Origin of the sequence: Nostoc edaphicum CCNP1411 (assembly GCF_014023275.1) — a bacterium.
Taxonomy (GTDB): domain Bacteria; phylum Cyanobacteriota; class Cyanobacteriia; order Cyanobacteriales; family Nostocaceae; genus Nostoc; species Nostoc edaphicum_A.
This window is the reverse complement of record NZ_CP054698.1, coordinates 7276002-7290178: the sequence shown is the minus strand read 5'-3', so window position 1 is coordinate 7290178 and position 14177 is coordinate 7276002. Positions and strand designations below refer to the sequence as shown.

Sequence of the window (14177 nt, the reverse complement as noted above, 5' to 3'; positions counted from 1 at the left end):
TAGAATAAGGGGATGGGTTTTGTCTATGTGTCGCATTCTTTTTTCAAATTGGTATAACTTCTGAGGAGTTTAGAATTGTTGATGCTCAAAATTCACCATCCCTAGCACTTGGTCTAATGTTTGTTGGTCTAAGTTTGCTAATTCAAAATCGGAGGGCGTATAGCCGGCGTTATCGGGGGTTTGACAGTGGCTGATGATTTGTTGTAAGTAAGTGCAGAAGTCGGTAGCGAGTTGTTCAATAGTTGTTTTTTGATACTGTTTGCGGCTATATATGCAGTCAAATTGTAATTGTCCTGACCGCACAAAACCATTGATTTCAATGCGATAGCGTCGATGTTGTTGTAAATCTTGGGGTGTACCAAGAGAGATAGAATCACAGAGGGTAAAGGGTAAATTTTCTTCCTGTTCTCTTTCAACTGTCAACTGTCCCAAGTAGTTAAAGCTAATCTCTGGGGATGGGAAAGTGTGAATGCGATCGCTAATTTCTTTATATTTGCTAAGATAACGGAGTAGTCCGTAGTTAAATCCGCGATTTGGCACTCTCCGCAATTGTTCTTTGATAGCTTTGAGCTTTTTGCCCCAATTGTGGCTGCTTTCAACTTGCAACAATAGGGGATATATGACTGTAAACCAGCCCACGGTACGAGATACATCTATCTCTACTCCAGGAAAATCCCGTCCGTAATTTTCCAAATCAATCAAGACTAAATCCTCTTGTGTCCATGTCGAGATTGCTTGTGTGCAAGCAGTCAATAACACATCATTAATTTGGGTGTTGTATGCTGAGGGAACTTGTTTAAGTAATGCTTGTGTCTCTACTGCTGAGAGAGTTATGGTAATGGCATCAGCATCGGCTATCGTGTTACCACCATTGAGATAATCTACTGGTAGGGGTTTAACTGTTTGGCGAGCGCTTGATAGCCAGTAATCAAGTTCTTCTGATAAAGTTGATGATGATGCGTAGCTGTGTAACTGTTCTGCCCAAGCTGGAAAAGCAGTGGTTTTTGGCCGTAAATCAATAGTTTTTCCTTGAATTATTTGCTGATAAGCCCTCTGCAAATCTTCTAGAAGAATACGCCAGGAAACTGCATCTATTACTAAATGATGAATCACTATTAATAGGCGAGATTCTTCACCCAAATCAAAATTAGCCACCCGCAGCAATAAACCGTGGGTAATATTTAAACTCCCTTGCAGTTGGCTAGAAATTTCCCTCATCGCCGCTTCTTGTTGCGTCGCCGATAAAGCCGATAAATCACAACAAACGTAGGGAATATCATCATCTGGCTCGATAATTGTAGCTTGCCATTCTACTTTCTTCTTTCCTTGCGCTATTACCCCCTCTAACTCCCCCTTGCAAAGGGGGAGAACCGGAATTTCCCCGTTTTGCAAAGTCGGGAGAACCGGACTTTTCCCCCCTTTGCAAGGGGGGATTAAGGGGGGTAATTCATCAGTCTCTTTGCAAGAAGACGACGGGTAGGAGTTTACAAATCGACTCCGCAGCACATCATGATGTTCTAATAGTTTTTTCAAAGCTGAGATGAGAATTACTGGCTGTAATTTCTGCTTCGCTTGCAAAAACACCGCTTGATTGAAGTGATGCAGATTCGCCAACTCTTGCTCAAAAAACCAATGTTGAATGGGTGTGAGTGGTACGGAACCTGTAACTATACCTTGCTGGGCGTGAGTTGCTAAAACAGGGGTAACAACTACTGCTAATTCTGCGATAGTTTGGCACTGGAAAAGCTGTTTAGGAGTCAGTTGCAACCCTGCTTGATTAGCGCGACTAATCACTTGAATCGCCAGAATTGAGTCTCCACCTAGTTCAAAAAAGTTATCATGGATGCCGACTTGAGGCAGATGCAAAAGTGATGACCAGATATTGACTAGTATCGCCTCTATATCAGTGCGTGGTAGAATTACGTCTTGCTCATTTGGTAGTTCTAGTGTTGGTAACATCCGCCGATCTACTTTACCATTAGGCGTTAGTGGTAAAGTTTCCAACGGGATAAAAAAGTTAGGAATTAAGTAATCTGGTAGCTGTTTTTGAAGAAATTGCCGCAGTTCAGTTAAAGAAATCTGCTCCAATTTTGTGTCTTGTACAAAGTAAGCTACAAGCTGCTTATGCTGTGATTTCAACTCGTCAGCAATTACCACACAATCTTGTACACTTGGATGTTGAGCGAGTACTGATTCAATCTCACCTAACTCAATCCGAAAACCCCGGATTTTGACTTGATTATCCAATCGTCCCAAGTACTCAATATTACCATCTGGCAGGTAACGGACGCGATCGCCGGTTTTGTAAAGAATATTAGCAAAGAGAACGCAGGAGTTCTTTAATTTTGAATTTTGAATTTTGAATTTTGAATTGATTTCTCCCCACTCCCCACTAAAAGGATTTGGCACAAACCTTTCTGCTGTTAACTCTGCTCGATTCACGTAGCCACGGGCGAGTCCATCACCTGCAATATATAATTCACCTGTGATGCCGATGGGTACTGGGTTAAGGTAGCGGTCGAGAATATAAACTTGGGTATTAGCGATCGCTCGACCAATAGGAACGGTATGATTTATTTGTTTGGCATCGTTTATGGCATAGCAACAAGTGAAGGTAGTCCCTTCGGTGGGGCCATAGCCGTTGATGACGCGACATTGAGGATAGGTTTCTAGAAGCTTTTTAATATGAACAGCAGATAAAACATCACCGCCAGCCAATAATTGTTTTACGGCTTTGAAACTGGCTAGATGTTCATCGACCATCAGATGGAATAAGCCTGCTGTTAGCCAAAGAGTGGTAATTTGATATTGTGCGATCGCATTTGCTAATTCTTCTAAGGTTGGCTGTTGACTGGGTAAAATTACCAAACGTGCGCCGTTGAGTAGCGCCCCCCAAATTTCAAAGGTAGAGGCATCAAAGACAACCGGGGCCGTTTGGAGTAAAATTTCATCGGCGCTCAGTTGAGCATAATCACAGTTTTGCACTAACCGCACTACACTGCGATGGGGTACACACACACCCTTGGGTACTCCTGTTGAGCCGGAGGTATACATTATATAAGCGAGATTTTCTGGCGTAGTCTTGCTGACGGGGTTAGCTGTAGGTTGATGAGCAATACTTTGCCAATCATTATCAAAACAGAAAATTGGCAGTTCCAAAAATGGTAGTTTTTCAATGTATTGCCCTTGGGTGAGCAGCACTTGCACTTGAGCATCCTGAATCAGAAATGCTAAACGTTCACTTGGATAGTTCACATCCAACGGCACATAAAAGCCACCTGCTTTCAAAATTCCCAATATTCCGATGAGAAAATCAACAGAGCGTTCTACACAAATACCAACGCCGACTTCTGGCTGGACTCCCAAAGATTTGAGATAGTGAGCAAGTTGATTCGCTTTGCTATTGAGTTCTGCATAGGTTAAATTACCCCACCCTAACCCTCCCCTTGCAAAGGGGAGGGAACTGGATTTTCCGATCTCCCCCCTTTGCAAGGGGGGATTAAGGGGGGTAATTCGATTTGTGTGTACACCGTAGCTTAACAAAGGGAGGGTGCCCGATAGGGCGGGTGGGGTGTATTCAATCCCATCGACACAAGCGATTACATCACCAAATTTTGCTACTTGCTGCTCAAATAATTCGTGAATACATTGAGGCGGATGATATATTACTGAACTACCCAAGCTGATAATTTGCTGAATTTCTGCCTGCTTCATCAAAGATAAATCAGAAATTCGTTGTGTTGGCTCTGAGGTAATGCTTGTTAATAAAGTTTGTAAGTGTTCTGTAAACCGATTAATTGTAGTTTCTGCAAACAAATCGCAGTTATATTCCCATTTACCTTGCAATCCGGTGCTTGTTTCTGTGATCATCAAGGTGAGGTCAAACTTTGCCGTACCGCCATCGATTTCTATGGGACTCCAGAGCAACCCAGTTAATTCTATTGGTTGGGCGGGGGCATTCTCTACAACCAGCATTACCTGAAATAATGGCGAGTGACTTAGCGATCGCAACGGTTGTAATATTTCTACTACCTGCTCAAATGGTACATCCTGATGGGCATAAGCCGCTAAGATAATTTCTCGCACCTGTGGCAATAATTCGGCAACGCTAAGATTATCTGCTAAGGAAATTCGCAGAGCTAGAGTGTTAGCAAAAAAACCGATTAATCCTTCAGTCCCCGGATAGTGACGATTGGCGATGGGGCTACCAATAACGATTTCATCTTGATTACTATAGCGATGTAGCAGCACACTCAACGCCAAAAATATCACCATAAACAGAGTGGTGTTCGTATCTTGACGTAGCTGCTTGATTGCTTGAGTTAGTTCTAAAGATAACTCAAAATTTTGTCGCCTACCCAGAAATGTCTGCACAGCCGGACGCGGATAATCTATGGGTAATTCCAAAAGCTCTGGAACTTGATGTAACTGCTGTTGCCAATATTCAAGCTGATAGTCAAATTTATTATCCTGTAACCACTGTCTCTGCCACGCGGCAAAATCGGCATATTGAATTGCTAACTCTGGCAGAGGAGAAGGCTGTCCTTGGGAAAATGCTTGGTATAAAATTGCGACTTCTTGCGCTAAAACATCAACTGACCAACCATCGGTGATGATGTGATGCATGGTCAGTAATAATACGTGTTCATCTGAATGCAGATATAATAATTTTATTCGTAAAAGCGGACTCTGTTCTAAGTCAAAAGGCTGTTGACTTTCACAACGAGCAAGCTGTTCAACGGTTTGGTGCTGTTGCGATGCCGAGAGTGAACTTAGGTCAATAACTGGAATAAATATATTTGCATCAAAAGACACAACTGCTATCCCAAAACCATCGACGGTAGGAAAGCTAGTACGCAACACTTCATGACGACGGATGATTTCAGCAAAGCTTTGTCTGAGGACAGTAACATTTAACTTACCACTCAGACGCAATGCCGCAGCCACGTTGTAGGATGGATTTTCTGGTTCCAGTTGTGCTAAAAGCCAGAGGCGCTGTTGAGCAAATGAAAGGTCAGACTCCCTCCTTTTAGCTACGGTGTACATAGTCGAATTACCCCCCTTAATCCCCCCTTGCAAAGGGGGGAGACCGGAAATCCAGTTCCCTCCCCTTTGCAAGGGGAGGGTTAGGGTGGGGTAAAATCCAGGTTCGCAAGCGGTTTCAGACTTGTGTGTAGACCGTAGCCCGTTAGCAAGGGGAGGGTTAGGGTGGGGTAATTCTAGTACTCTCGCCAATTCAGCGATAGTTGGTGTTTCAAACACCTGCCGCAACGGTATATTTATCCCAAATACCTGCTGAATTTGGGCAATCATCCGAATTACCAACAGCGAATGTCCACCCAGAGCGAAGAAATTATCCTCAACTCCCACTGACTTTAAGTTCAAGACCGTTTGCCAAATGCCTACCAACAACTCTTCGCTAGGTGTGCGGGGAGCCGTCACAGTTGGGCTAGGTAATTCTTTTACTTGCGGTAGCCCCTTCCGGTCAATTTTACCATTGGGAGTACGCGGCAATACTTCCAAGAAAACAAAATGGGCGGGAATCATATAATTTGGTAAACGGGTTGCCAAAAATTGCCGCAAATTAGATAATTTTGCCGTTATATCGGTTTTTTCCTGACTATACAGGTTAGGGAGGGGTGTAATATAAGCAATTAAACGTTTGTCACCCGTTATATCTTCAACGGTGACAACAGCACATTCTTGGACATCTGGGTGTTGACTGAGTAACGACTCAATTTCACCCAACTCAATGCGGAAGCCCCGAACTTTTACTTGGTTATCAAATCTTCCCAAGTACTCTATATTACCATCTTCAAGATAACGAACGCGATCGCCTGTTTTATAGAGACGCGCCCCTGCTGTTTCACTAAATAAATCGGGAATAAACAAAGCAGCCGTCAAGTCAGGTCGATTTAAATAGCCTCTAGTTACACCAATTCCCCCAATGTAAAGCTCTCCCGGAACTCCCACTGGGGTAGGATTTAAGTGTGGGTCGAGAATATAAGTTTTGGCATTGTTAACAGTTTTGCCAATTGGTAGTTCTCGCCCTATAGTCTGAACACTAAGCCTTGATAAATCACAGGTAGTCGTCACAATTGTTGCTTCTGTTGGGCCGTAGCTGTTCACCAAGCGCACCTGTGGAGCAAGCTGTTGCCAATTGGTTAATCGTTCTGGTAAAGCTTTTTCACCCCCGATGATGACTAATCGGACAGAATCTGGTATTGTCAAATTCATAGCTAATAATTCAGCTACAAGTTGATGCCAAAATGCAGTAGGTAAGTCTAATACTGTAATCTGCCAATCACCACAGATTTTCAGGAACTCTGGGATTGAACTTAACATTTCCTCTGTTCGCAATATTAGCGTTGCACCCTGCACCAAACAAGGAAAAATTTCTTCGGCGGCGGTATCGAAGCTGATGGATGCAAATTGGAGAATGCAATCGCTAGAAGATATCTCATATTCAACTATCCCAGCTTCTATAAAATTTACCAAAGACTGGTGCTGAACCATAACGCCTTTTGGCACGCCTGTAGAGCCAGATGTATAAATGGTGTAAGCTAGGTTTTCAGATGTTATCTGAGTAACTGGATTCTCCTGACTTTCTCGGTCAATTAATTCCCAGTCCGCATCTAAAGAAACTACAGGCGATTCCAACTCAGGGAGAACTGTTAGCAAAGATTCCTGAGTTAATAGCACCGAAATCTGTGAATCTGATACCATGAAAGCTAAACGTTGTTGAGGATAAACTGGATCTAAGGGAACGTAAACCCCACCGGCTTTAAGAATACCCAACAGTCCGACAATCATTGTGATTGAGCGCTCTATACAAATACCAACTAGAACTTCTGGTTTTACGCCCAGCTTTTTCAGATAATGAGCCAGTTGATTAGCTCGTTGATTGAGTTCTCGATAAGTAAGATGTTTATTTTCCAGGATTACAGCTACAGCATCAGGTGTCTTCTCCACCTGCGCTTCAAATAGTTGATGAATGCACTCTTGGCTAGAATATTTTTGGGTAGTTTGATTCCAGCTTTTCAGTAATTGCTGTTCGTTGCTGGTTAAAATTTGCAATTGTGACAACTTCTGCTGAGGATTTGTCACTATACTTGTGAGAAGATTTTCCAGGTGTCCTAGAAGACGTTCAATCGTCGCTTCATCAAAGCGAGAACTTGCATAGCTGATTTGTAATAATAGCTCCGCACCAGGAATAACTCCCAGTGTGAGTGGATAATTCGTTTGAGCAAAACCCTGCGCGTCTTGAATCTGTAAATGGCTGTTGGCCATTTTGAGAATCGATTCTATAGAAACTGGATAGTTTTCAAATACCAATAGGCTATCAAATAAAGGTATATCATTAGGAACTTCACTCCAACCCTGAATTTCTACTAAGGAAGTGTAGGCGTATTGCTCTCTTTCTACTTGCTGGGTTTGCAACTGCTCAAGCCAAGGAATTATTTCGGTGTGGGCATCAATTTGCACTCGCACGGGTAGAGTGTTGATAAATAAACCAACTATGCTTTCCACATTAGCTAGTTCTGGGGGACGGCCGGAGACTGTTGTGCCAAATACGACATTTGTTTCCCCACTGTAGCGACTCAAAAGTAGCGCCCAAGCTCCTTGAATCACGGTGTTCAGGGTAAGACAATGTTGACGAACTAAGGCTTGGAGAGCGTTGGTAGTAATAGAGTCAAGCTTTCTTTGCTGCTCCCTCCTCTCTGCTTTTTGCTCCCTGCTCCCTTCTAAAAGTGGTGTAGGTGCTGTAAAATCCTTGAGGTTATTTCGCCAATAAATTTCAGCTTCAGTCTGATTATGCTCCTGAAGCCAGAGAATATAATTCCGGTAGGCTGTGGGAAATGGTAACGAAACATCCTGCCCTTGACAAAATGCTTCATATAAGGTAAAAACCTCTTTTAATAAAATTCCATTACACCAACCATCCATTAATAAATGGTGGTGACTCCAGACAAACTGGTAAATATCTGTCTCTAACTGAATCATTGTACAGCGCATGAGGGGAGGCTGTTGCAAATCGAATCCCTCGGTGCGATCGCTCTCTAGAAAAGCTGTTAATTTTGTCTGTTGTTCAGCTACTTCTAGATTGCGCCAATCTAATTCTTGCCAAGGTAATTTTACACCGCTATGTACTACCTGGAGCGGTTTTTCCAACTCTTGCCAATGAAAAGCGGTGCAAAGAACGGGATGACGCTCGACTACACGTTGCCAAGCTTGATGAAAGGCAGTTAAATTTAGATGACCGCGAATCAGACAGCTACGCTGCTCAAAGTAAATACCGGAATTGGGAGCATACAAGGTATGAAAGAGCATTCCCTGTTGCATGGGAGAGAGTTCATAGATGTCAGCAATAGTGGTTTCCACGCTACCCCTTTTTTGGTTGCTGAAGTTTATTAATAAATTGGTCAAGTTGCTTTTGATTCAAACGCGCACCCGTAAAATCCGATGGTGTGTAACCGCCGCTTGTGGGTGATTGGCAATGCTGAATTAGAGCTTGCAGTGTTTTGATAAATTGCTGTGCTATCCGTTCGATGGTCGTGGCATCGTGTAAATTACGACTGTATCGCCACTGTACGTTTAGCTGAGACTGTGCTATCCAGGCGGTGACATTTAGTTTATGGTGGCGTGAGTTCTGGGAGTTTGATAGTAATCCTGTTGATTCTCTAGCAATTCGCTGAATCCATGCTTGGGAGGAAAACAAATCTAGTTGTCCCAAGTAATTAAAACTAATATCAGATTGAGGTAGTTCACCCCTCCCCAACCCTCCCCAAGAATCGGCGGGTGGGGTACTGAGAAATGCTTTATCTGAACTCAAATATCTTAGTAAGCCGTAGCCTATACCTTTGTTGGGAATTTGCCGCAGTTGCTCTTTGACATATTTAAGATTAGCTCCCAGGTCGTTACTGCTGTCTAATCTTAAATATACTGGAAAAATGGTCGTGAACCAACCGACTGTTCGGCTAATGTCTGTGTTTGCAAACAAATCTTCTCGTCCATGACCTTCCAAGTCAACCAGTAGCGAACGTGCTAATGTCCATTGACTCATACTTTGCACCAATGCTGTCAATAACACATCATTTATTTGTGTATGATAAGCTTTGGGAACTTCTTCCAATAAGGCGCGGGTTTGGGTAGCATCGAGGTTAACGCTGATTTGGGTTTCGGAAGCTATGGTGTTGACATTTGGATGATACTCATAATCTAACGGTAATGCAGGCGATTCTCTGGGGAGAATTTTTAACCAAGTTGTTAATTCTGCTGTGAGTTCTGCTGATTGGGCATAATTTACCAACTGCTGCGCCCATTGGGGGAAAGATGTAGTTTTTGCGGGTAATTGTACAGATTCTTTGGCTTTTAGCTGTTGATACGCACTTACTAAATCTTCTAAAAGAATCCGCCAGGAAATGCCATCAACAACTAAATGGTGAATAATTAATAATAAGCGATCGCTGTAGCCATTTCCTAGTCGGAACAGCCCCACCCGCAGTAATTTTCCCGTTGCTAAATCTAGGCTAGCTTGGAGTTGGGATGCAGTTGACTCCATCAAATGCTGTTGTGTATTCTTGGGTAAACTAACCAAATCCACCACAGTTAATGAGTCGTGATCAATTGATGCACTTATCTGCTGTTGCCATTGGCCTGCTTGCTGAACAAAGCGCAATCGCAGCATATCATGATGAATTAGCAATTGCTTAATTGCCTGCTGTAAAATATCTGCTTGCAGGTTCGGCTCTACTTCCAACACTATTGCTTGGTTGAAATGATCCAATTTGTGCAAATTTTGCTCAAACAACCAGTGCTGAATTGGTGTGAGTAAAACTGTCCCTGTGACTTTCCCTTGTTCTGCTTTTCCTTGGGGAGTCACTTGGATGACTGTGGCTAATTGGGCAATTGTTTGGTATTGAAAAAGCTGCTTGGGAGTTAATTTCATACCTACTTGATTCGCCTTTGCCACCATCTGAATGCTGAGAATCGAATCGCCTCCCTGCTCAAAGAAATTATCGCCAATCCCGACATTATAGCCTAAAAGCTCCGTCCATATCTGCACGAGGATTGTTTCTATTGGTGTTCGGGGTGCTGCTTGTTGCTGCTGTTTAATTTCAGGAGGTGGGAGTTTTGTTGAGTCAACTTTCCCATTGGTTGTTAGTGGTAGTTTATCCAGGTAGACAAATGTAGAAGGCAACATATAAGCAGGTAATTTTGTTGCTAAATATTGCCGAAAATCTGTCAATTCTAAGTTCTGCTGATTTCTCACAATATAAGCAATTAACTGCGGATGATTGGGGTTATCCTTTCTGAGTATCACCACCGCTTCTTGTACTAGGGGATGAGCTTGTAACACTGCCTCAATTTCCCCTAATTCCACCCGAAAACCCCGAATTTTAACCTGATTATCTAAGCGTCCTAGATATTCAATATTACCATCTCTGAGATAGCGGGCGCGATCGCCTGTTTTGTAAAGGATGGGCATTGGGCATTGGGCATTGGGCAAAACAGTTCCGAGTGCTGAGTTCCGAGTGCTGAGTGAAGAGTTAGGAGTTACGAATTCTCCCCCTGCTCTCCCTGCCTCATCCCCACTCTCCACTCTCAAGTCGCTAATAAACGGATTCGCTACAAACCTTGCTGCTGTTAACTCTGGTTGATTTAAATAACCCCGCGCTACACCGTCACCACCAATATAAAGTTCTCCAGGTACACCCACGGGAACAGGTTGTAAATAGCGGTCTAAAATATAAAGTTGAGTATTAGCAATAGGACGACCGATAGGGATATTATTTGAGGTTGTTGGTGTTTTTGTGGCATCGTAAGTGCAACAACCAACAACTGTTTCTGTCGGCCCATACTCATTAATTAACTTTGTTTGGGGAGAATGGGTTTGCCAAAACTCTAAATGCTGTTTACTCAAAGCCTCCCCACCAATAATTAGTGCTTGGGGATATCCGAAGAGGGTTTTTTGGGGCAAAAGCTGTCTAAGAATGCCTAGATGGGCGGGGGTGAGTTTAACCAGACTAAAATTAGTTTGGCAATTGAGGGCGTTACTTAGTGCCTCTATTTCTTCGGCTTCGGGTAATAAAACTAGTGGTTTTCCAACTAGTAAAGGACTGTACAAGCTGGTAATTGTGGCATCAAAACTAATTGAGGATTGTACAGGTACTCCTGTCCCTGCTGTCAGAGGATATGCTCTAATCGCCCAGTTTAAATAATTCGCTAATCCGCGATGGGTGAGCATTGTCCCTTTGGGTGTACCTGTGGAACCGGAGGTGTAAATTATATATGCTAGGTTGTCGCCCCCAACGAGATTGACAAGATTGTGTTCGGGATTTTGGGCGATAACTGGCCAATCGTTGTCTAAACAAACCACTTGACAAGAATGTGGTAACTGAGCAGCAAAAGCATCTGTTGTTAGTAGTATGGCTGGTTGAGCATCCGCCAGCATATACGCCAAGCGATCGCGGGGCAATTTACTATCTAGGGGAATGTATGCTCCAGAGGCTTTTAAAACTGCTAATAGAGCGATAATTAATTGGGGCGATCGCTCTAAATATATCCCAACTAAAGACTCTGTGGTAATACCTTGCGATCGTAAATAATGTGCTAATTGATTGGCTTTGTTGTTGAGTTCGCTATAGGTTATTGTCTCACCTTTGTATTCGGGAATTACCCCCCTTAATCCCCCCTTGTAAAGGGGGGAAACCGGAAAATCTAGTTCCCTCCCCTTTACAAGGGGAGGGTTGGGGTGGGGTGAATCTTTCTCCCTCCCCTTTGCAAGGGGAGGGTTGGGGTGGGGTGAAATAACAGCAACATTTTCCGGTGTCTTTTCTACCTGAGCCTCAAATTGCTGATGCAGCCATTGTTGGGGATAATTAACTTGGGTTTGATTCCATTCTTCTAATATCTGTTGCCGTTCATGAGCAGTCAAAATTGGTAATTCCGAGAGGCGTTGTTGAGAATCAGTGACAATTGCCGTTAATAAAACCCCCAAATGCTGAATCATTCGGGTGATGGTTTGCTGATGAAATAAATCCGTGCAGTACTCAAGCACCACTAATAACCCTTGGGAGCGTTCTACCAAATGACAAGTCAAATCGAATTTGGTTGAACCTGTTTCTACCCAAGATTGCTGAATTTGTAAATCTGGTAATAAGTTCAAGGTGGAGTCATTCTGCAACTGATATGCCTCGTTTTGCACCTGAAACATGACTTGCACTAAGGGATTATGACTCAAATCACGCTCTGGATGTAGCGCTTCTACTACTTTGGCAAAAGGTACATCCTGATGCTTAAAAGCCTCTGCTGCTGTTGTTCGCACCCGTTCCATAACGGTGTGAAAGCTCGGATTGCCAGATAAATCTGTACGTAAAACGAGAGTGTTGACGAAAAAGCCGATTAGTGGTTCAACTTCTGAACGATTGCGATTGGCGCTTGGTACTCCTAAAACAATCTCATCTTGTCCACAATATCGATGCAGCAATACTTTAAATGCTGCTAGCAACAGCATAAATAGAGTTACACCTTGGTGCTGGGCGAGGTGTTTAAGTGATTCCAGAAGCGATCGCGGTAGTAGTTCTGATTGTGTCGCACCCCGAAATTTTTGTAAAGGCGATCGCGGCAAATCTGTCGGTAACTCTAGCATAGGCAAGTCGGCTAACTGTTTTTGCCAGTAGGCCAATTGCGCTTTCATCTCTTCTCCCTGAAGCCATTGTCTCTGCCACAGGGCAAAATCTGCATACTGAATCGGCAATTCTGTTAAAGATGGGTTTTGCCTCAAAGCCAGCGCCCGATAGCATTGCACCAATTCCCGCAGCAAAATTCCCCGTGACCAACCATCAGCGATGATGTGATGTACTGTTAGTAATAGGGTGTTTCTTTGGGATGCTAGACGAATTAATGTCACCCGCATCAGAGGCGCTACGCTTAAATCGAATGCTTGACTAGCTTCGGCTGTGGCTAAACGTTGGGCTTCTTGCTGCTGTTGAGTTGGAGCTAAAGCTTGCAAATCAATAACTGGCAATTTTAAGTTGAATGTTGGTGCAATTTTCTGACAGGGTTTGCCCTCAAAAGAAGCAAAAGCCGTTCTCAAAACCTCTTGTCGCTGTCCAATTATCTGCAAACTCGCCAGCAAAATCGGAATGTCGAGTTTACCTTCTAACTCCCAGGCGATCGCAATATTGTACGCTGGGTTATTGGGATCAAGCTGGTGCAGAAACCATAGCCTTTCCTGTGCCAGGGAAAGGGGCAATTCTTCCGTAGCCCCACGACGAGGAATAGATAACTTGCTCTTAACTTGCTGGCGTTTAAGTTGCTCAAACAGCGCCCTTTGTTCTGGAGTCAGGGCGGCAATTCGTTGGTTTAGTTGATTATTAATGGTTTCTTGTGAGGGATTCATCTCAGTGTTACCAACTTCTTGCGCCATAGAATTATAAATTTGCACACAGATATAAACCTGTACTTTCGCCAGTCACTCAAGTTTTAAAAAAGTTATATGATTATTTAACCAGATTATTGCAAGTTTTTACTAATAAAGCTAGTAGTCTAGTAATTAAATGTGATATTGCTTACAGCTATTAGGCGTATGCTAGCAGATTTAAACTCAGCGAAAAGTTATCAGATTGATGGTAGTTGATAACTAAATAATTGATAGAATATTTTCTCAAAGCCGAGTAATTTCAGGTATAAGTTAGATGAAGCGATCGCTAAAAGTTTTGTTGCTAACAAGTTCATTTTTCGTACTATTAACAAATCCTGCCCAGAGTCAAGATACATCTCCTGCTAATAACGTCCAAATACTAGTGCAGTCGCCAACACCAGAAGTAACCGCAGTTACGGGAGTCAAGGCGAATCGCACAGATAAGGGTGTAGAGGTAATTTTACAGACATCTCTTGGAGATAAGCTACAAATCGTTAATCGCAATGCGGGGAATGACTATATTGCAGATATTCCCAGCGCTCAACTGCGCCTACCAAGTGGTAATACATTTGCATTCCGCTCAAACAAGCCACTTCCGAGTGTCCCTGAAATCACAGTGACTAACTTTGATGCCAATACTATTCGGATTACAGTCAAGGGTGAGGCGAGTTTACCAAATGTCGAATTATTTGATAGCCCCGATGAGGGTTTGATTTTTGGCATCGCTGCTGCTACTGCTTCCATACCGCCG

The 14177-nt window shown here is 43.2% G+C and carries 2 protein-coding genes and 1 pseudogene; 1 reads left to right on the top strand and 2 read right to left on the bottom strand.

Annotated elements, in window-relative coordinates; translation table 11 throughout:
• Window positions 1–69: 69 nt before the first annotated feature.
• Both HUN01_RS33160 and HUN01_RS33155 read right to left on the bottom strand, forming a co-directional pair.
• Window positions 70–8343 (bottom strand): non-ribosomal peptide synthetase, encoded by an 8274-nt coding sequence (locus HUN01_RS33160; RefSeq protein WP_238846434.1) that lies wholly within the window; start codon window positions 8341–8343, stop codon window positions 70–72.
• Between the two features lie 40 nt (window positions 8344–8383).
• On the bottom strand, window positions 8384–13432 hold the full coding sequence (locus HUN01_RS33155) for a non-ribosomal peptide synthetase (protein ID WP_238845877.1): 5049 nt from the start codon (window positions 13430–13432) through the stop codon (window positions 8384–8386).
• Between the two features lie 268 nt (window positions 13433–13700).
• Between HUN01_RS33155 and HUN01_RS33150 the strand changes: the two are divergent.
• Window positions 13701–14171, top strand: a pseudogene (locus tag HUN01_RS33150) (AMIN domain-containing protein); the annotation flags it as partial.
• Between the last annotated feature and the right edge of the window lie 6 nt (window positions 14172–14177).